The organism is Pseudomonas profundi (assembly GCF_008638305.1).
Classification (GTDB): domain Bacteria; phylum Pseudomonadota; class Gammaproteobacteria; order Pseudomonadales; family Pseudomonadaceae; genus Halopseudomonas; species Halopseudomonas profundi.
Genome location: NZ_VTPZ01000001.1, coordinates 624,271 through 641,830 on the forward strand (window position 1 = coordinate 624,271; position 17,560 = coordinate 641,830).

Below are 17,560 nucleotides of genomic sequence, written 5' to 3' on the forward strand. Positions count from 1 at the left end.
GCCGGCGAGTCCGTACGCGGTCAACCCTGTCGGCGAGCAGGCGCTCACCATCCCCAGGAATCCCCCCGCTGCGCCATCCCGAGGGTGTAGCACGCCTGCGCTACGCCAAAGCCGTGCAATAACACCGCCCTCCGAAACCAACCCCGCCGGCGAGTCCGTACGCGGTCCACCCTGTCGGCGAGCAGGCGCTCACCAACCCCAGGATCCCCCTGCTGCGTCATCCCGGGGGTGTAGCGCGCCTGCGCTACGCCAAAGCCGTGCGATAACATCGCTCTCCGAAACCAACCCCGCCGGCGAGTCCGAACGCGGTCCACCCCGTCGGCGCGCAGGCGCTCACCACCCCCAGGATCCCCCCGCTGCGCCATCCCGGGGGTGTAGCGCGCCTGCGCTACGCCAATTCCTGCAGCGACATCAAAGCCCGTGATCGAGCCCGGCCCCATCCCGATATGCAACAACCGCCATCAAACAGCTGCAGTGAGAAACCTCACCACCTCTCCCGCCGCCCGCCTGGAATCCTCCAACATAAAACAATGCCCACCCGGCAACTCGCGCTCAGTAACGCAGGGACTGGTCCGCGCCAGACGCTGAGCTGACTGTTTCACAAAGGGATAGGTCACATCACCGTGCATCAACAACGTGGGCGTTTGTATTTTGCGTAGCCCGGACCACAGCCGGCTTGGCCAGCTCTCGAACACCTCCGCTTCACGGCTGGGCTGACACTTCAGCGTTACGCTGCCGTTTTCAGCTTGTTGCAGCCCGTGCTCGATATGCGCAGCGAAGGCGCTCTCCTCCCACCCACGAAACATGCCGCGATTGTGCAGGGCTTTGTATGCAGTTTCGCGGTCAGGCCAGTGATCACGGCGGGTGCGGGTCTTTTTCGATAACGCATTGCCGCGCTGGCCGATCAAGCCCAGCGCCGTACGCATCAGCAATTGCGCCTGAGGAAACAATACGGGATCGAGCAGCACGGCTTTCTCAAACAAACCCGGGTGGCGAGCCAGCATCAGACTGGTAAGCACCCCGCCGAAGCTATGGCCGCTGGCGTATAACGGCACCTCGCCGAATTGTCCTTTGCCTGCGTTGAAGGCTTCGAGAGCCAGCTCCGCATTGCGATTCCAGCCGAGGAAAGCGCCACCGTGATCGCTGTCGCCCTGCCCTTGCAGGTCGCACAACCACAGATCGAAATGCGCGGAAAGATGTTCCAGAAAAGGCTCGTAAGTGCGGCCGCAAAAGCCGTTACCATGAAGGAACTGCAGCAAGGGTTTGTCACTGGGCGCGGTATGCCAGCCGCGCAGTGTGAACCCGGCACTTGTTTGGTGTGCCCAGGGCAACAACGTCATAAAGGTTCCCCGAAAAGTAAATCCGGCAGGTCCAGCACCTGCACGGCGGTCTGTCAGCGCAGGCTGTAATCGATGCTTGTCACGACCCTGACGCGCTTGACCTGCGGCGTGTAAGGATCGACATCCTCAATCGAAAAATAGCCCTGCGACGCGCGGCGTATGCTGCCGACTTCAGCCTCGGCATCGCGGGCGAACTGGTCGGCGGCTGCACGGGCGTCACGGGTGGCATCAGCAATCATGTCAGCTTTGATGAGTTCCAGCCGGGTAAACAGAAAGCGCGGCTGGCTATCATAATTCTGCGTCAGCGCAACGCCGGATTTGACCAGCTCGCCGACCGTCTGCATACCGCTCTGCACGCTTTCGATATCCCGGGTGCGCACCAGCACCGTCACCTCGGCGCGATAGCGTTCCGGCGGCAGCGTGTTGCCATAGGTGTTCGCGTGCTGATCGGTAATCTTCGGCATGGACAGCTGGATATCGTCCTCTACGAACCCGCGCAGCAGCAGGAACGAGCGCACCAGATTCTGCTGCTCCTCGATCTTGCCCTGCAGGCTGTCAAGGCTGTCATCCGCCACCGAAAAACTGACTGGCCACAGCGCCAGGTCAGCCTCGACGTTACGTTCAGCCAGGCCTTTGACGCTTACCACACGGTCCGCGCCACCAAACTGCAACAGACCACTCTTCAGACTCATGGCCATCAGCACCAGCGCTGCCGCAACGATCAACGCTGCCAGAAGGCCTGTAATGGCGGTGACTATCGGCTTGCTCATGCTTACTGTCTCCAGAGTTTTTTCTTATTGAATTTCTGGCTCTGCATTCACTGTTATCCCGTACCGGACAGCGCGCGATGCTTATATGAAGGAACCCAGCCCTGACGCCTGTCGCACCCTGGCCATCAACGAACCCGCTTCGTCGCGCGCGCGCTCGGCCCCTTTCTGCAGGACGCTCTCAATATACGCCGGGTCTTCAAGCAGCGCCTGATAACGCTCGCGTGGCTCGCGCAGATACTGATTCAGGTATTCGAACAGAGCGTCCTTCGCCTCGCCCCAGCCGATCCCCTCGAGGTAACGCGCGCGCATGGCCTGGGTCTCTTCGGCTGTAGCGAAGGCAGAATAGATCTGGAACAAGGTACAGGTGTCCGGATCCTTCGGCTCGCCCGGCTCCAGCGAATTGGTCTTGATCTTGCGCACCAGCTTGAGCAGCTTCTTTTCCGGAGTGAACAGCGGGATGGTGTTGTCATAGCTCTTGGACATCTTGCGACCATCCAGACCTCGCAGCACTTCCACATCCTGGTCTACAACCGCTTCGGGCATGGTGAAATACTGGCCCTTGAACAGATGATTGAAGCGTCCGCCAATATCGCGGGCCATCTCAATGTGCTGGATCTGGTCCCGACCGACCGGCACCTTGTTGGCGTTGAACATGAGAATGTCCGCCGCCATCAGCACCGGGTAGCTGAACAACCCCATGGTCACGCCTTTATCAGGGTCGGCCTGACCGGCAGCCTCGTTGTCGGCGACCGACGCCTTGTACGCGTGTGCGCGATTCATCAGCCCCTTGGCGCATACGCACGACAACATCCAGGTCAGCTCGGTGATCTCCGGAATATCCGACTGCCGATAGAACACCGCGTTGTCTGTATCCAGCCCCAGCGCCAGCCAGGTCGCGGCGATTTCCAATCGTGATTCTTGAATTCGCCTGGGATCCTGGCATTTGATCAACGCATGCAGGTCGGCGAGAAAGTAATAGGACTGAACGCTGGGGTCCTGGCTGGCTGCAATAGCTGGCTTGATGGCGCCGACATAGTTGCCGAGGTGCGGTGTGCCGGTCGTGGTAATGCCGGTAAGTACGCGAGTCTTTTGCATTGGAGGTGGTTCTACTTGTAAGCGATGACTTGAATGGGCGTAAGTGTACAACGCCGAGACTTTTCAAAGCGACCGCGCGCCGCGTTGCAGTGCCCTGACCGCTGATGGCCGAACATTGCACAGCCTGATACCCGCCCCCGTCGCTGGTCGCACCGAGTCTGTTGCGATTAGACTGAATGCCCTGTTGATCAAACCGAGGAAGGCACGATGTCGTTCGCTGAGGAACTCAAGGCACAGCTCGAGATACCCGTCATTGCATCCCCCATGTTCATCATCTCTAACCCGCGCCTGGTGGCCGAGCAGTGCAAGAACGGCATTGTCGGCTCTTTTCCCGCGCTGAATGCGCGCCCGGCCGAGGTACTGGAACAATGGCTTGAGCAGCTGACCACGGAACTCGCCGAATACAAGGCGGCCAACCCTGACAAGAAGGTCGCGCCCTTCGCGGTAAACCAGATCGTGCATCATTCCAACGACCGGCTTGAACACGACCTGGAGGTATGTGCCCGATTTGAAGTTCCCATCATGATCACCAGCCTGCGCGCCCCGCATGATGCAGTAAAAGTGGCGCACAGTTATGGCGGCAAGGTATTCCATGATGTCATCAGCGTACGCCACGCCGAGAAGGCGATCGAAGCCGGCGTCGACGGACTGATCCTGGTCTGCGCCGGTGCTGGCGGCCACGCAGGCACGCTCAGCCCCTTCGCGCTGGTTTCCGAGATTCGAAAGTTCTACGACGGCCCGATTGCGCTGTCTGGTTCCATCACCCAGGGCAAGCAGATCCTGGCTGCCGAAGCCATGGGAGCAGATTTCGCCTACATGGGCACCCGCTTCATCGCCACCCATGAAGCCAACGCCGACGAAGCCTATAAAGAGATGATCGTCGACAGCTCCGCCACCGACGTCATCTATTCCAGCCTGTTTACCGGTGTGCACGGCAACTATCTGCGCGGCAGCATCGCCCGGGCCGGGCTGGATCCCGACAATCTGCCGGAAGCCGACAAGAGCGCGATGTCATTCGGTAGTGACAAGAGCAAGGCGTGGCGGGATATCTGGGGCGCCGGTCAGGGCGTTGGCGGGATTGGCGAGGTGACCTCTACGGCGGAGGTGATTGCCGGGCTCAGGCGTGATTATCTTGAGGCCAGGCAGCGGTTGCTGGGATGAGTCCGGCACGAGTTACATCGCTGCCCTGCAAGCAGCGATAGACGGAGGCTGATGTCCCGGAGTTAGCCATCGCGAACCGACATGGCCGCGCTGACACGCTGCAAGTACGTCCCTGTAAACTCGTCGATGACATCCATGTCATCGCACGGTCAGCACGGCCCTGTCGGCTCGCTTCGTTATGTAGATTTGAGTTGGCGGAGGGAAAATTCAATATTTGATCTGCGGGTCAGCAATCTCGAAATCGAATCCCCCTAGCCCCCGTTGCCAAAGGGGAATGGTTCCGTGCCATTCCGCCAGCTTGGTGGCTGGACTCGGCCTGGTGCGGTTGCTTGGCTGAGCTATGCCGGAGTGAGCTGTCGCCATAGAGCTTCGAGTTGGCGGCGGAAAAATCGGTATCTGATCTGCGGGTCAGCAATCTCGAAATCAAATCCCCCTACCCCCCTTTGTCAGAGGGGGGATCGTCCGAGCCACTGCTCGTGTAAGCGTCTGACGTGTGCTCTTGAGTTGCGGCGCAGTCATGGTCACCAGACTCGCACCGACACAACCAACAGCGCAGAACCAGTTCCCCCTGTGACAAAGGGGGCTAGGGGGGTTTGCTTTTCGCGTTTCGCTATCCGCTTTTACTCATCCCGCCGCAATTCATCCGGAATGGGCACATCCGGCACAGGCCCAGGGCGCTTGCCCTCTCCGGCACGATACTGACGCAGCTGGAACACGTAGGCCAATACCTGTGCCACGGCCAGGTAAAGACCGGCCGGAATCTGCTGATTGAGTTCGGTGCTGTAGTACACGGCGCGCGCCAGCGGCGGCGCCTCGAGAATGACCACGTCGTGCTCGCCGGCTATTTCCCGGATCTTTTGCGCCATCAGGTCGCCACCCTTGGCGACCACGACAGGCGCGCCGGAATTGACCGGGTCGTACTTCAGTGCAACGGCGTAATGCGTCGGGTTGGTGATGACCACGTCGGCATTGGGCACCTCTTCCATCATCCGACGCTGGGCCATTTCGCGTTGCAGCTGGCGAATCCGCGATTTTACTTCAGGCTTGCCTTCGGAATCCTTGTACTCATCGCGGACTTCCTGCTTGGTCATCTTCAACTTTTTCTTGTTGTCCCATAGCTGAAAAGGCACATCCACAGTAGCGATCAGGATCAGCGAGCAGGCAAGAATCAGCAATGAGCTCCCCAGTACCCAAGCGCTGCGGGCAATCGCGTCTGGTAAAGGCTCACCGGAAAGGGAAAGCAGGTCGTCCTGACGCATGTGGAGCACCAGTAGCGCCACGGCGAGAACCACCAGGAATTTGGCCAGCGCCTTGAGCAGTTCAACCAGCGCCTTGGCTGAAAACATCCGCTTCAGGCCGGCAAGCGGGTTCATTCGTTCGAATTTGGGCGCGAGGGACTTGGCACTGAACAGCCAGCCGCCCAGCAGCAGCGGCCCTACCAGCGCGGCAATCAGCACCATGAAAAACAACGGGCCGAGCACACTGAACCCCTGCTCCACCGACGCCAGCAGGTGCAGCGCCATGGTATCGGTTGAGTACAGCACTTCGCGGTCCAGGCTGAAGTTGAATACCATCAGGTTCATCAGCTTGCCGACCATCGCCGGGCCGACCATGAGCAGCCCGACTGCCGAGACCATTACGACAGCAAGCGTATTCAGCTCCTTTGAGCGAGCGATCTGGCCTTTATCACGGGACTCCTTGAGGCGTTTCTCCGTGGGCTCTTCAGTTTTTTCCTGACCGCTGTCCGGTTGCTCTGCCATCAGCGCACCCGCACCATTTCACGCAACCACTCCAGGGTTTCGGTCGCCAGGGAATGGTATTGGGCACCGACATCGCCCAGCACCACCCAGAGAATGAACAGGCCAAACACGAGGGTCAGTGGAAAACCGATGGAGAAGATATTCAGCTGGGGTGCGGCGCGCATCATTACGCCGAACGACAGGTTGACGATCAGCAGCGCGGTAATCGCAGGCAGCCCGATCAACAGCGCAGCGGCCATCACCCAGCTAAACCGCAAGACCAGGGTATGGAAATCTGTGGCCAGCAAGCCCTCGCCAATTGGCAAGGTGGTAAAGCTTTCTGCCAATACCTCGATCACCACCAGATGCCCGTCCATCGACAGGAACAACAAGGTCACCAGCATGGTGAAGACCTGCGCCACCACCGCCACGGAAATGCCCATGGTCGGATCGTTCATCGAGGCGAAGCCCAGACCCATCTGCATCGCGACGATCTGGCCCGCCAGCACGTGAATCTGGAACAGCAGCTGCAGCATGAAGCCCATCGCCGCGCCAATCAGGATCTGCTCGCCGATGATCACCCAGGTCGCCAATGAGAACGCGTCGATCGCCGGCACTGGCGGAATCTGGGGCGTAATCAGCATGGCAATCATCAACGCGAGGTAAAGGCGGATGCGTACCGGCAGCATCTGCGTGCCGAACACCGGCATGGTCATCAGCACACTGGCCACCCGAAAGAGCACCCACATGTAGCTGGCAACCCAGCGGCTCACCTCGGCTGCTGCGAACTCGAACATTCAGCCGATCAGTCCGGGAATCGCCCGGTAGAGGTTGTCGGTAAAGTCGATCACCTGCGTGACCAGCCAGGGGCCGAGCACGATCAGGGTGATGAAGGTAAACAGCAGACGCGGCAGGAAGCTCAGTGTCTGCTCGTTGATCTGGGTTGCCGCCTGAAACATCGCTACAACAAGACCGACCATAAGGCTCGGCAATACGATGACCGCGACCATGACAGTGGTCAGCCACAGGGCCTGGCGAAACAGATCTACCGCTACTTCTGGTGTCATGTTTTTTCCTGGGTTAGGGTCTGTTGCCGTTTCATCGCGAGCCGCGTTGCTGTGTCAAATGACGCCAGGCCGGGCGGCGTTCCGCAAGGCGCGGGAGGCAGGTAATGGTTGTTCCCTTGCCAAGTCCTGCAACGCCGCATGGCGTCATTTGACGCGCAACCTAGGCGGCCCCACCCGAAGGGACAGGGCCCGTTTAGCGCAGCACTGCGTTACTCGTCGCTCATTTGTAACAACCACAAAAACGCCTGGAGCGTTTTTGCGCGCAAGCCCCGCAGGGGTGAAGCACATGGATGTGTTGAACAAATTACACTCCTCGCGCCTTGTTCTGCACTAAACGGGCCTCCGTCGCGGCCGCGATGAAACGGCAACAGACCCTAAGTTACGGCGAAACTGGCGGCGAGGGTACCGATAATCAGCGCCCAACCGTCCACCAGCACGAACAGCATGATCTTGAACGGCAACGAAATGATCAGCGGTGACAGCATCATCATACCCATCGCCATCAGCACGCTGGCGACCACCAGATCAATGATCAGGAAGGGAATGAAGATCATGAAACCGATCTGGAATGCGGTCTTCAGTTCGGAGGTCACAAAGGCCGGCACCATGATGTGGAACGGGACGTCCTCCGGTGTCGCGATATCGGTACGCCGCGCCAACCGCACGAACAGCTCGAGGTCGGTTTCCCGGGTTTGCGCCAGCATGAACTCGCGCAGCGGAATGCTTGCCTGTTCCAGCGCCTGCTGGGGCGCCAGCTCTTCGGCCAGATAGGGTTGCAGCGCGGTTTCGTTGATCCGCTCGAATATCGGCGCCATGATGAAAATGGTTAGAAACAGCGCCAGGCCGATAAGAATCTGGCTCGACGGCGTCTGCTGCAAACCCAGTGCCTGGCGCAAAATCGAGAACACGATGATGATGCGGGTGAAGCTGGTCATCATCATGACGAACGCCGGAATGAACGTCAGCGCGCTCATCAGCAGCAGGATCTGCAGACTCACCGAGTAGGTCTGCTCTCCATCGGCATCGGTGCTCAGGGTGACCGCCGGCAGGCTCAGCGGATCACCGGCGGTCTGTGCCAGCGCAGCCGGGGCAAGCAACACCAGAACCAGCAACAACCAGCGCATCACGGGCGATTCTCCCGCTTGAGCAGGGCTTGCAGCTTGCGCGCAAAATCGCCGTCGTCGCCTTCCGCCGGAATCTCCGCAACGGGCTCTTCGAATACATGCAGCGTGCTGATGCGCCCGGGGGATGCGCCCAGCAGCATCTGTTTGCCGCCGACATCGACCAGAATCAGACGATCACGGGGTCCCAGCGGCAGATTGCTGACGATCCGGATATGTTGGCCGCCCTGGGCCGCTAGCGGACCAACGCGGCGCATCAGATAGCCCATCAGGAAAATCAGCGCCACCACCAGCACCAGACCCAGCCCGAGCTGGGCAAGCTGCCCGGTCAGCGAGGTCTGCGCGGCACTGGTGGTTGCGGCTGCAACGGGCTCCGCGGCAAACACGCCCGCCGGCAGAGCAGCCAGTAATATGACCAGGATCGCTCGCATATCAGCGCAGCTTCTTGATGCGTTCGGATGGGCTGATCACGTCGGTCAGGCGGATACCGAACTTCTCGTTCACCACCACCACTTCACCGTGGGCGATCAGTGTGCCGTTGACCTTCACGTCCAGCGGCTCGCCAGCCAGGCGGTCAAGCTCGACCACCGAGCCCTGATTGAGCTGCAGCAGATTGCGAATGGTGATCTCGGTATTACCGACCTCCATGGAGATGGTTACCGGGATATCCAGAATGACATCCAGGTTCGGGCCATCGGTACCCTGGAAAAAATCATCAGACATTTTGGCCGGCTTGGGAAACTCTTCCATGGCCATGGCTTTGGAGCCGCTATTGTCAGCAAGCATGGCATCGATATCAGCCTGACTGGAATCGCCGGCCTCCTCCATCGCGGCAGCCCACTCATCCGCCAGCGCCTGCTCTTCAGGACTGATTTCGCTGGAGTTTCTGTCATCAGACATCTTGCCGTTCCTCTAGATTAGCGTTACGTATTCGTTCGATTATCGTGGCCGGGCGATCGGACCAAGAATCTGCAAGCCCAGGTTGCCCTTCACGGAACCCAGCTTGGCTTTGAAGGTGGGAACCCCGTTGGCGCACAGCACCATGTAATCCGGCAATTCCACTGGGATCACGTCGCCGGCCTGCATGCTCAACAGATCCTTCAGCTTGAGCTCACGCCGAACCACCGTCGCGCTCAGCGGCACCTTGGCGCAGGTAATCTCTTCACGCAGCGCACGCACCCAGCGCTCGTCATGTTCGTCCACATCGGACTGCACGCCGGAGTCCAGCACTTCGCGCAACGGCTCGATCATCGAATACGGGAAGGTAACGTGCAGATCGCCGCCACCGCCATCCAGCTCGATATGGAAGGTCGAAACAACGACCACCTCGCTGGGACTGACGATATTGGCCAGCGCCGGATTGACCTCGGAATTGACATACTCGAAGGTGACGTCCTGAACCGCTTGCCAGGCTTCCTTCATGTCGGCGAAGGCCTGATCCAGCACCATGCGCACCACGCGCAGTTCAGTCGGGGTGAACTCGCGGCCTTCGATCTTGGCGTGACGACCGTCACCGCCGAAGAAGTTGTCCACCAACTTGAATACCAGGCGCGCGTCGAGAATAAAGAGCGCGGTGCCACGCAGCGGCTTCATCTTTACCAGGTTCAGACTGGTCGGCACATAGAGTGAATGCACGTACTCGCCGAACTTCATTACCTGCACGCCGCCCACCGCCACATCCGCCGAACGGCGCAGCAAATTGAACATGCTGATGCGGGTATAGCGTGCAAAACGCTCGTTGATCATTTCCAGCGTCGGCATGCGACCGCGCACAATGCGGTCCTGGCTGGTCAGATCGTAGCTTTTGACCGAGCCGGGCTCGGCATCCTCCTCCATATCAATCGCGCCGTCATCGACGCCGTGTAACAGCGCGTCGATTTCGTCTTGTGACAGCAGATCCTGGACGGCCATGGTGTTTCCTATTGCAGAACGATATTGGTGAACAACGCGGACTCGATGACCGGGTTGCCGAGTTCTTTTTCCATCAGCGACTTGACCGCAAGCGAGGCCCGCTCGCGAAGGGCTTCTTTGCCCTCAGGGCTGAATAACGCGTCAAATTCTTCACTGCTGAACAGCATGACCAGCTCGTTGCGGATCAACGGCAGATGGGAGCCCAATTGAGTCATCAGCTGAGGATCGCGCCCCATCAGCACCACATTGACCTGCATATAGCGCTGCCGGCCCTTGTGCGCATAGTTGACGACGAACGCAGGATCCAGGGACTGGTAGATGGCCATGGGCTTACCGGCCTCTACCACGGGCGTCTCGACCACCGCTTCGTCTTCCCCGGCAAACAGGAAGAAGGCTGCCGCGCCGATAGATAACAACAAGGCGAACAGGCCTGCGCCAACGAGGAGGAAAAGTTTTTTACGGCTTGCCGATGGGCTGTCGGGCGCCACCGGCTGGGCGGGTTCGGGCTGTTGTCGGGCCATGCCAATATTCCGTCACTAATGCGTGAAATCAACTGTTTCGGATACTGCTTGCATTGAGCATGCCAATCAGGAGCGACGCCGGGGCGATTCAGTCCCGCAAAGGCTGGCGATGGGGCGCGGATACGATTGATTGTCGATGGGGCATAGGATATAGCCAAGCGGAACAAATGTCTTTGGAGGGTTCGGTGTGGCGCAGCCTGCTGCGCAAACCCCAGGCATCTTACGGATGCCATCGCGGCGACGGTTCGGCGTCCCGATCGTCCCTCCCCCAAAAACCATATAGCTACGGCAACACCGAGTAGAGCTGAGCACCGAGTATCGCCCCGCACAAAACCGGTGGGAGTGTCGCCCTCGGCACGACGCTGGCCGATAGGCCAGCCAATGTAGATGACATCAAACCCAGGCGTCCTGCGGACGCCATCGCGGCGAGTCGCCCCTCCCACAAAATCCACCACACCAATAGATGACACCAAACCCAGACACCCTACAGATGCCAGATCAGGCGTAATAATCCACCAACCGTTCGGCCGACACCCTTGCCGCCTCAGCGGTAGTCAGCAGCGAATCAGACTGGCCGGTCAGTTCTGCGCTACCGCCCTGCCCTTGCCGGGATCCCTGACCTGACGCGCCGGCCTGGGCTTCGCGACCGGATTGCTGGCCCGCCGAGCCGTCCGACACCGAGACGTTGACCTGGTCCATTCCCTGTTGACTGAACATTTCCCGCAACCGGAACATCTGCGCTTCGAGGGCCTCACGCACCGACGGGTTCTGACTGACAAACTGAACCTGGTGCTCCTGCCCGCGGTTCTGGATATGAATCTCCAGCGGGCCCAGTTCGGCCGGGTCCAGCATGATCTCGACGCTGCGCAGATTCTGGCTGGACATCCACATGACTTTTTCCACGGCAGCCTCGCTCCAGGTCTGCTGACCGAAGGGCGCGCCGAGCGCCTGTGCTGCTGCGTTTACTGGTCGAGCGGTAAGCGCAGCCTGGGACGCGCTCGACTGCGCCGCGACCGCCGACGGACTGAGCCCGTCCTCGCTCTCAGAGTCGGCAGTCAAGGTGTCGTTACCCAGTGCCTTGGCATCAATCTGCTCCGCGAGCTTCCCGGCGAAGGCCACCTGTTCGGCAGATGGCGACATCAGAGCGTTGCGCTGCATGGGCATCGACGCCTCGGTGGGCTGACGCAGTGCTTCCATCTGCGTCGCAGTCATCGGGGTCTCGGATTTTGTTGCAAGAGAAGCCAGGGACGCCTTGCTGTCGACCAGCTGCTTTGATTCGGAAGGCGTCAAGGCTCCGCGGGATTCGTTCAGCCACTTCATCCAGCGCTCGGATATTTCCGTCAAGGATTCGTCAGATATTTCCGCCGGTCCCGCCGATGACAAATCCTCCTGCGTCTCGCCAAGATCAGCCAACTGACCGAGCCACTCCTGAACGGAGTCCGGCAACGATTTGCCATCCCCGGCAAGCGCAAGGTCTTCGATTGCCGTCAGCCCGCTCTGCTCGAGGCGTTTCAGCATGGCATTCAGACGTTCTGGCTGCTGCTCGGCCAGCAGGTTGGCGAAATCCACTTGCTCTGTGTCGCCCGTGCCGGATGACGAAGCTCCGCGGCTGTTGCCGGCAGTGCGGACTTCGGGTGTGGATAACGCCAGCTGGGCTTGGCTAACTGACATTGATGATCTCCATGGCGTGCGAGCAATTGCTCTGTTGCCTGTTACAAGCAAACAACGGGCCAGATGGAGATAACAGGAAGTTTATTTGGGGATAATCAGCAAAAGTTGCGGCTTGACCCGCTCAAACAAATACACGAGACGCTCGAAGGCAGCGATTGCGGCCTGCCGGTCCTGTGCAGCGCCTGCGTGCTCCGCCTCTTCCGCCGCCTCATGCAAAGCGGGGGCGCCGATATTTCCGCAGCTGCCGCGTAAACTGTGCGCAGTCTGGCGGTAGGCCTGCCAGTTTTCCGTCAGCAGATGACTACGCAAAAGCCCGAGGCGCATCTCGGTGTCGCTGATGAAGGTTTCCAGCAGTACGTCATACTCATCCAGCATCAACTCTCTGAGTGATGCCTGAACGGATGGGTCCAGATCCAGCGGACTCTCCAGCATGGATGGTCGATCCTTGATAATGGTTGTAAAAATGCAGACGGTCCTAGGGCTCGACAGCCCAGCTAAAAACAGCTCTGGCCCGGTTGCCCTGCGCATTGTATTTGATCTCGTCGGCCAGCGCGGCAACCAATGCGAGCCCTCTTCCGGCATACTCATTATTGGGGAATGTCATCACCGGCGCGAAACCTTCGCCACTATCACTTACTTCGATGCGCAGTACACCGCCTCGCTCGGTGGGTGAGTGATCAAGCACCACCTGAATCCAGCCATCCCGCAGGGCCGAGAGCTGCTGGCTGCGCTGGGCATAGTATTGGGCAAACCCTTCAGAGTCGCGCTTCAGCTTTGAATCAAGGCTCAACAGTCCGTGCTCCAGCGCATTGCTGTACAGCTCGCTGAGGATGACAAAAATGCTGCCGATATGCGGGCGCAGTCCCGGGATGTCCATCAGCGCCTCAAGCAAGAAAGGCAACGGATTATAATGCCGTACCGAGGCGGCGCGGAAGGTATAGGCCAGCTGCCAATCCTGGGCGGACTGCGCCTGGCCAGCGGTGCCCGTGCGCGTTGGGCGCTGCTGAGCGGCCTCTTGCATTACCAGCTCCAGCAGGCTGATGTCGTCCTGCGGGGCGCCGTGAAAGGCTTCGATTGCTTGCAGCAACCCGTCGAAGAACAGCTGCGGCCTGCCCGGATAATTCCCAAGCAAACGCAGCACGCGTTGCTCGCCGAAAGGCTCGCCCTGCTGGTTGCGGCTCTCTATCACGCCGTCAGTCCAGCACAGCAAACGATCGCCCGGCTGCATGGCCAGCACGACCGGATTGGGGTTGAAACGCTCGGCTTTGGCGACACCCAGCGGCAGATGCGTAGAGGGGATCCGATGCAGCAGCTCGGCCTGATGACCAATAATGAGGACCTCCGGCAGGCCGCCGTTCCAGATCTCCACCAGTCCTTTGGCAGGATTGACCTCGATCAGCACCGCGCAACAGAAAATGCCCACCGGTAGAATCTGCGCCAGCTTGCCGTTCAGCTCGACGATAATGTCACGCAGGTTGAACCCCCGTGCACTCATCGCATAGAACACTTCAGCAAGCGGCATCGCGCCGATGGCCGCCGACAGACCATGGCCGGTAAAATCCCCCAGCAGAATATGCATGCCGCCAGAGGGCTTATAGGCCGCCAGCAGAATGTCACCGTTGAACATGGCAAAGGCCGATTGCAGATAGCGCAGATTGCTCGCTGAAAGACAGCCTGCATGTGCAACGCGGTCAAACACCGTTTTCGCCAGTTCCTGGTCCCGGATCAGCCGCTGGTGCTGGCTGGTGATCAGGTCGCGCTGCGCGCGCAAGGTATTGTGCATTTCATGCATGCGGCCGAAGGCATCGATCTTGGCCTGCAGTACCACCGGGTTATAGGGTTTGGAGAGGAAATCATCGCCGCCGGCCTGGAGGCATTTCACCAGCGCATCGGATTCACTCAGGCTGGTCAGGAAGATAATCGGCACCAGATCTTCGCCGGCCAGTTCCTTGATACGCCGCGCTGCGTCAAAACCATCCATGACCGGCATCAACGCATCGAGCAAGACCAGATCAGGGTGCTGCGCCGAGAATTGCTCGACCGCCAGCAGACCGTTTTCCACGCTGATCACCTTGTGTCCCAGCCGGCTCACCAGACGACCCAGAATCATGCGGTCAGCGGGATTGTCGTCGGCCACCAGTACCGTCAGTTCGGCGGACTGCCGGGGCTGGAGAGATAGCGACACGGGTTACTCGATGCTGAAGAGTTGTTCGAAGTTGGAAATACTGAAGACTTTCCGCACGTCGGGGTTGCAATGGACAATCTGGATGAGCGCCTCGTCCCCGCCGGCATGATCACGCAGCAACAACAGCATGCCCAACGCGGAGCTATCAATGTAATCGGTGTCCTGCAGATCAACCACGTACCGCTGAGGCGTGAGCCCGCTACGCTCGTAGGCCTCGCGAAATTGCTGATGGACGCTGAAATCGAAGCGCCCGCTGACACGAATCGTTAACACCTGACCATCGGTGGAATGGCTCGCCTGAATCGCCATGCTGAGCTCCTCGCTATTTGCAGGTAACAACAAGCTTAGCAACAGAGCCTGGTATCAGCTAACGTCGCGGCGCATGCCGATTGCTCGCTGGGACAGTTCATCCAGCAGCTTTTGCTCTTGCTTGTCGGCCTTGGCGCGGGCTTCCAGCTGATAGCGTTCGATCAATTTACGCATGGCTTCCAGTCGTTGGTAACGCTGTCGCCACTGCTCCCGGGATTTATCCAGCGCCCTGGCGTGCCAGCTCACAGTGTTCTTTTGCTGGTCAATAGCCGTCTGCATCTGGGCCATGAAGCGCTGATAATTCAACAGCCAGTCGCGGCCTACACCCTGTTCGCCGCGCTGCGTCCAGCCTTTTTCGTATTCGCTGCAGTAAAACTCCAGATCCTGCAGGCGCGTGCTGGCGGCATCGAGCTGTTTCTGGGCATCGCCCAGCTGTTTCGCTGCCTTGCGTTCATCTTCCAGCGCCATATCCAACACCGGTGCCAACCGACGTACCCGGCTATCACTCATGACTCACCAGTTTCTCGAGTCCGGCCTGGCTATCCGGGAGGCTGACGCTTTCATGCAGCGCCTGGCGCAGAAACCCCTGCATCTGCGGCATCCTGGCGATGGCCGTATCAGTCAGGGGATCGGAACCGGCGGAATAGGCGCCCACGCTGATCAGATCGCGACTTTGTTGATAGCGTGCGTATATCTGCTTGAACAGCTGAGCGCGCTGCAGGTAATCGCGGCTGACGATCTGCGGCATTGCCCGGCTGATCGAAGCCTCTATATCAATCGCCGGATAATGCCCTTCTTCGGCGAGACGGCGCGACAACACAATATGCCCGTCGAGGATCGCGCGCGAGGCATCGGCAATCGGATCCTGCTGGTCATCGCCTTCGGATAACACCGTGTAGAACGCGGTAATCGACCCGCCACCTTCTTCGGCATTACCGGCGCGCTCCACCAGCTGCGGCAGCTTGGCGAAAACGGACGGCGGATACCCCTTGGTGGCGGGCGGCTCGCCGATGGCCAGGGCAATCTCACGCTGGGCCTGGGCAAAGCGGGTCAGAGAGTCCATCAGCAGCAATACGTTCTTGCCCTGATCGCGAAAATATTCGGCAATGCGCGTGCAGTACATCGCGGCGCGCAGGCGCATCAGGGGCGCGTCATCCGCCGGCGAGGCAACCACCACCGAACGCGCCATGCCCTCCTCCCCGAGGATCTGTTCGATGAATTCCTTGACCTCCCGACCCCGCTCGCCGACCAGCCCGACAATGGTGATATCGGCGTCAGTGAAGCGCGTCATCATGCCCAGCAACATACTCTTGCCCACGCCGCTACCGGCGAACAGACCAAGGCGCTGGCCACGGCCGACCGTCAATAAACTGTTGATCGAACGGATACCCACGTCGAGGGTGTTTTCGATGGGGTGCCGCTTCAGCGGATTGATGACCGGACCATTCAGATCAACCCAATCGTCCGCCTTGAACATGCCCTTGCCATCCAGCGGCCGACCTATGCCGTCCACTACGCGACCGAGCATGCCAAAGCCCATTGGCAGTTTGCCGCCACCAGCGGACGGCACCACGCGTGCGCCCGGTTGCAGGCCCTGCATGTTATCGACCGGCATCAGATAGATTTTGCTGCCCGAAAAGCCCATCACCTCGGCCTCGATCTGCGAACTGCCCTGGGGCGTTTCGCTGATCACCATGCAGCGCCCTCCGACCGGCGCCTTGCAGCCTTCGGCTTCCAGCGTCAGGCCGACCATGCGAATAAGACGGCCCTCAACAACGGGCTCCGACGACAGTTTCAGCAGCGGTTGATAACGACCCAGACGGCGGGCAAAACTAATGCGTTCAGACATCCAGCTTGCTTCCGTCCAGCGCAACAGGGATCTGCAGATCAGCTTCGGGCGGATGCGCGCGCTGTTCCAGTCGCGCATCGAAGAGCTGTTCCACGATGAGCTTCAGGCGGGTTTCCAGCGAGGCGTCGACCTGGCTGTGCTCCGTTTCGATCCGGCAGCCACCGGGCAGCAACACGTCATCTTCCAGCAGGCGCCAGCTTTCCTCGTGACGCTCGCGCAGCGTCTTGACCGCGTCGAAATCGGCGGGATTGAGGTAGATGCGGATATTGCCCGCGCCCATCGGCAGTGCCTTGAGCGCACCGCGCAGTACCTGAAGAATCTGGCTGGAATCGGTCTTGAGCTCACGCTGGATCACCTGCCGAACCATGGTTTCCACCAGGCTCAGCAGCATGTCTTCGACCTGCTCGTCCTGATCCTTCATCGGCTCCATCAGTTGAGCCATCAGCGCTTCCAGCTCGAGCAATCTCGCATCAGTTTTGCTGCGCGCTTCCTGCTGCGCCTTGAGCTGGCCGGAATGAAAGCCATCTTTCTCGCCGGTCGAAAAACCCTCGTTGTAGGCCTCTTCGCGGATCTGCTCGAGCTCTTCAACGGTAAAAGGCTTAGCGTGTTCAACCTCTTCCTCGGGCTCAGCCGTCAACGCCGGCTCATCCAGCTCGGGCTCCTCCGGTTCCTCAGGCTCCAGCGACACCTGGTCCGGCTCTTCATCAAAGCTCGGCAAGTTCCACAGGCTGAACGCCTCCGGCTTGCTGCCCCGAATCAGATCGCTGTCTTGTTTGCTTTTCATTCCAAGCCTCTGCACAAGTAACTGTCGCCAACCCGGA

General features: G+C 59.7%; 18 protein-coding genes and 1 pseudogene. 1 reads left to right on the forward strand and 18 read right to left on the reverse strand.

The window, feature by feature from the left end:
* Nucleotides 1-461: 461 nt before the first annotated feature.
* The 3 genes and pseudogenes from FZE95_RS02785 to FZE95_RS02795 form a co-directional block, all read right to left on the reverse strand.
* On the reverse strand, nt 462-1,340 hold the full coding sequence (locus tag FZE95_RS02785; protein ID WP_150299272.1) for an alpha/beta fold hydrolase: 879 nt from the start codon (nt 1,338-1,340) through the stop codon (nt 462-464).
* A 53-nt stretch (nt 1,341-1,393) separates the two neighbouring features.
* A complete protein-coding gene (locus tag FZE95_RS02790; RefSeq protein WP_150299273.1) occupies nt 1,394-2,110 on the reverse strand; it encodes an SIMPL domain-containing protein in 717 nt (238 codons plus the stop codon).
* An 84-nt stretch (nt 2,111-2,194) separates the two neighbouring features.
* Nucleotides 2,195-3,205, reverse strand: a pseudogene (locus tag FZE95_RS02795) (tryptophan--tRNA ligase); the annotation flags it as partial.
* Nucleotides 3,206-3,412: 207 nt separating this feature from the next.
* Here FZE95_RS02795 and FZE95_RS02800 point away from each other — a divergent pair.
* Nucleotides 3,413-4,366, forward strand: a complete 954-nt coding sequence (locus FZE95_RS02800) for an NAD(P)H-dependent flavin oxidoreductase (protein WP_150299275.1) — start codon at nt 3,413-3,415, stop codon at nt 4,364-4,366.
* Between the two features lie 620 nt (nt 4,367-4,986).
* On the opposite strand, the gene flhB is transcribed toward FZE95_RS02800, so the two are convergent.
* The 15 genes from flhB to fliH form a co-directional block, all read right to left on the reverse strand.
* The gene (gene flhB / locus FZE95_RS02805) at nt 4,987-6,126 is read right to left on the reverse strand and encodes a flagellar biosynthesis protein FlhB (protein ID WP_150299276.1); all 1,140 of its coding nucleotides are present in this window, start codon (nt 6,124-6,126) and stop codon (nt 4,987-4,989) included.
* Nucleotides 6,126-6,902, reverse strand: a complete 777-nt coding sequence (gene fliR, locus FZE95_RS02810; protein ID WP_150299277.1) for a flagellar biosynthetic protein FliR — start codon at nt 6,900-6,902, stop codon at nt 6,126-6,128. The genes flhB and fliR overlap by 1 nt, the downstream gene beginning before the upstream one ends.
* Nucleotides 6,903-7,172 (reverse strand): flagellar biosynthesis protein FliQ, encoded by a 270-nt coding sequence (fliQ, locus tag FZE95_RS02815; RefSeq protein ID WP_150299278.1) that lies wholly within the window; start codon nt 7,170-7,172, stop codon nt 6,903-6,905.
* 374 nt (nt 7,173-7,546) lie between these two features.
* Nucleotides 7,547-8,296: a flagellar type III secretion system pore protein FliP gene (gene fliP / locus FZE95_RS02825; RefSeq protein WP_150299357.1), complete on the reverse strand. Its 750-nt coding sequence runs from the start codon at nt 8,294-8,296 to the stop codon at nt 7,547-7,549.
* Nucleotides 8,296-8,724, reverse strand: a complete 429-nt coding sequence (gene fliO / locus FZE95_RS02830) for a flagellar biosynthetic protein FliO (protein ID WP_150299280.1) — start codon at nt 8,722-8,724, stop codon at nt 8,296-8,298. Before fliO ends, fliP begins: the two co-directional genes overlap by 1 nt.
* Before the next feature lies 1 nt (nt 8,725).
* Nucleotides 8,726-9,193, reverse strand: coding sequence for a flagellar motor switch protein FliN (gene fliN, locus FZE95_RS02835; RefSeq protein WP_150299281.1), 468 nt, complete (start codon nt 9,191-9,193; stop codon nt 8,726-8,728).
* A gap of 39 nt (nt 9,194-9,232) precedes the next feature.
* The gene (gene fliM / locus FZE95_RS02840) at nt 9,233-10,204 is read right to left on the reverse strand and encodes a flagellar motor switch protein FliM (protein WP_150299282.1); all 972 of its coding nucleotides are present in this window, start codon (nt 10,202-10,204) and stop codon (nt 9,233-9,235) included.
* 8 nt (nt 10,205-10,212) lie between these two features.
* The gene (locus FZE95_RS02845; RefSeq protein ID WP_150299283.1) at nt 10,213-10,725 is read right to left on the reverse strand and encodes a flagellar basal body-associated FliL family protein; all 513 of its coding nucleotides are present in this window, start codon (nt 10,723-10,725) and stop codon (nt 10,213-10,215) included.
* Between the two features lie 498 nt (nt 10,726-11,223).
* Complete coding sequence (locus FZE95_RS02850) at nt 11,224-12,396, reverse strand: flagellar hook-length control protein FliK (protein WP_150299284.1); 1,173 nt, start codon at nt 12,394-12,396, stop codon at nt 11,224-11,226.
* 81 nt (nt 12,397-12,477) lie between these two features.
* Nucleotides 12,478-12,828 carry an Hpt domain-containing protein gene (locus FZE95_RS02855; RefSeq protein ID WP_163983999.1) on the reverse strand — a complete coding sequence of 117 codons (351 nt, stop codon included), beginning with the start codon at nt 12,826-12,828 and terminating at the stop codon, nt 12,478-12,480.
* Nucleotides 12,829-12,871: 43 nt separating this feature from the next.
* Nucleotides 12,872-14,581, reverse strand: a complete 1,710-nt coding sequence (locus tag FZE95_RS02860; RefSeq protein ID WP_223824934.1) for an ATP-binding SpoIIE family protein phosphatase — start codon at nt 14,579-14,581, stop codon at nt 12,872-12,874.
* Between the two features lie 3 nt (nt 14,582-14,584).
* The gene (locus FZE95_RS02865; RefSeq protein WP_150299286.1) at nt 14,585-14,890 is read right to left on the reverse strand and encodes an STAS domain-containing protein; all 306 of its coding nucleotides are present in this window, start codon (nt 14,888-14,890) and stop codon (nt 14,585-14,587) included.
* A 54-nt stretch (nt 14,891-14,944) separates the two neighbouring features.
* A complete protein-coding gene (fliJ, locus tag FZE95_RS02870) occupies nt 14,945-15,400 on the reverse strand; it encodes a flagellar export protein FliJ (protein WP_150299287.1) in 456 nt (151 codons plus the stop codon).
* A complete protein-coding gene (gene fliI / locus FZE95_RS02875) occupies nt 15,393-16,739 on the reverse strand; it encodes a flagellar protein export ATPase FliI (RefSeq protein ID WP_150299288.1) in 1,347 nt (448 codons plus the stop codon). Before fliI ends, fliJ begins: the two co-directional genes overlap by 8 nt.
* Complete coding sequence (fliH, locus tag FZE95_RS02880) at nt 16,732-17,523, reverse strand: flagellar assembly protein FliH (protein WP_150299289.1); 792 nt, start codon at nt 17,521-17,523, stop codon at nt 16,732-16,734. The genes fliI and fliH overlap by 8 nt, the downstream gene beginning before the upstream one ends.
* Nucleotides 17,524-17,560: the final 37 nt, after the last annotated feature.

Excerpts from the sequence above, each read along its gene's own strand:
- FZE95_RS02785 (WP_150299272.1), bottom strand. The coding sequence starts at position 1,340 with ATGACGTTGTTGCCCTGGGCACACCAAACAAGTGCCGGGTTCACACTG.
- FZE95_RS02790 (WP_150299273.1), bottom strand. The coding sequence starts at position 2,110 with ATGAGCAAGCCGATAGTCACCGCCATTACAGGCCTTCTGGCAGCGTTG.
- FZE95_RS02800 (WP_150299275.1), top strand. The coding sequence starts at position 3,413 with ATGTCGTTCGCTGAGGAACTCAAGGCACAGCTCGAGATACCCGTCATT.
- flhB (WP_150299276.1), bottom strand. The coding sequence starts at position 6,126 with ATGGCAGAGCAACCGGACAGCGGTCAGGAAAAAACTGAAGAGCCCACG.
- fliR (WP_150299277.1), bottom strand. The coding sequence starts at position 6,902 with ATGTTCGAGTTCGCAGCAGCCGAGGTGAGCCGCTGGGTTGCCAGCTAC.
- fliQ (WP_150299278.1), bottom strand. The coding sequence starts at position 7,172 with ATGACACCAGAAGTAGCGGTAGATCTGTTTCGCCAGGCCCTGTGGCTG.
- fliP (WP_150299357.1), bottom strand. The coding sequence starts at position 8,296 with ATGCGCTGGTTGTTGCTGGTTCTGGTGTTGCTTGCCCCGGCTGCGCTG.
- fliO (WP_150299280.1), bottom strand. The coding sequence starts at position 8,724 with ATGCGAGCGATCCTGGTCATATTACTGGCTGCTCTGCCGGCGGGCGTG.
- fliN (WP_150299281.1), bottom strand. The coding sequence starts at position 9,193 with ATGTCTGATGACAGAAACTCCAGCGAAATCAGTCCTGAAGAGCAGGCG.
- fliM (WP_150299282.1), bottom strand. The coding sequence starts at position 10,204 with ATGGCCGTCCAGGATCTGCTGTCACAAGACGAAATCGACGCGCTGTTA.
- FZE95_RS02845 (WP_150299283.1), bottom strand. The coding sequence starts at position 10,725 with ATGGCCCGACAACAGCCCGAACCCGCCCAGCCGGTGGCGCCCGACAGC.
- FZE95_RS02850 (WP_150299284.1), bottom strand. The coding sequence starts at position 12,396 with ATGTCAGTTAGCCAAGCCCAGCTGGCGTTATCCACACCCGAAGTCCGC.
- FZE95_RS02855 (WP_163983999.1), bottom strand. The coding sequence starts at position 12,828 with ATGCTGGAGAGTCCGCTGGATCTGGACCCATCCGTTCAGGCATCACTC.
- FZE95_RS02865 (WP_150299286.1), bottom strand. The coding sequence starts at position 14,890 with ATGGCGATTCAGGCGAGCCATTCCACCGATGGTCAGGTGTTAACGATT.
- fliJ (WP_150299287.1), bottom strand. The coding sequence starts at position 15,400 with ATGAGTGATAGCCGGGTACGTCGGTTGGCACCGGTGTTGGATATGGCG.
- fliI (WP_150299288.1), bottom strand. The coding sequence starts at position 16,739 with ATGTCTGAACGCATTAGTTTTGCCCGCCGTCTGGGTCGTTATCAACCG.
- fliH (WP_150299289.1), bottom strand. The coding sequence starts at position 17,523 with ATGAAAAGCAAACAAGACAGCGATCTGATTCGGGGCAGCAAGCCGGAG.